The following is a 247-nucleotide window of genomic DNA, read 5'->3' as shown; positions in this document are numbered from 1 at the left end:
CCATTACGTGTTCCGGCGTGATCTTGGTGTCCTTATTGTCGAAAAAGGCGAAGTTGCCGGTGCGCACATTGACCGCACCGAGGCTGAGCCGCACCGGGCCGTGATTGATTCGGTCGAAATCGACATGGTCGAGCAGCGTCTGCCGCAATTGCTCGGTGTCGTAGATGCTGGTCGCGCCCTTGGAACCAGGCGCCTGGAACCAGGATGGAATCTGCCAGGGCGAAAAGAAGCCGGGTGCCGCCGGTGC

Annotated in this window: 1 protein-coding gene; it reads right to left on the bottom strand. The window is 60.7% G+C overall.

The features are described from left to right. On the bottom strand, positions 1-247 hold a 247-nt coding region (locus ACR9ZK_RS22950; protein ID WP_481344222.1), incomplete at both ends, for a hypothetical protein.

This window comes from Monashia sp. HAY1-5C (genome assembly GCF_056755255.1).
Note: the sequence above shows the minus strand (reverse complement) of the source record. Positions and strands in the feature narration are given on the sequence as shown.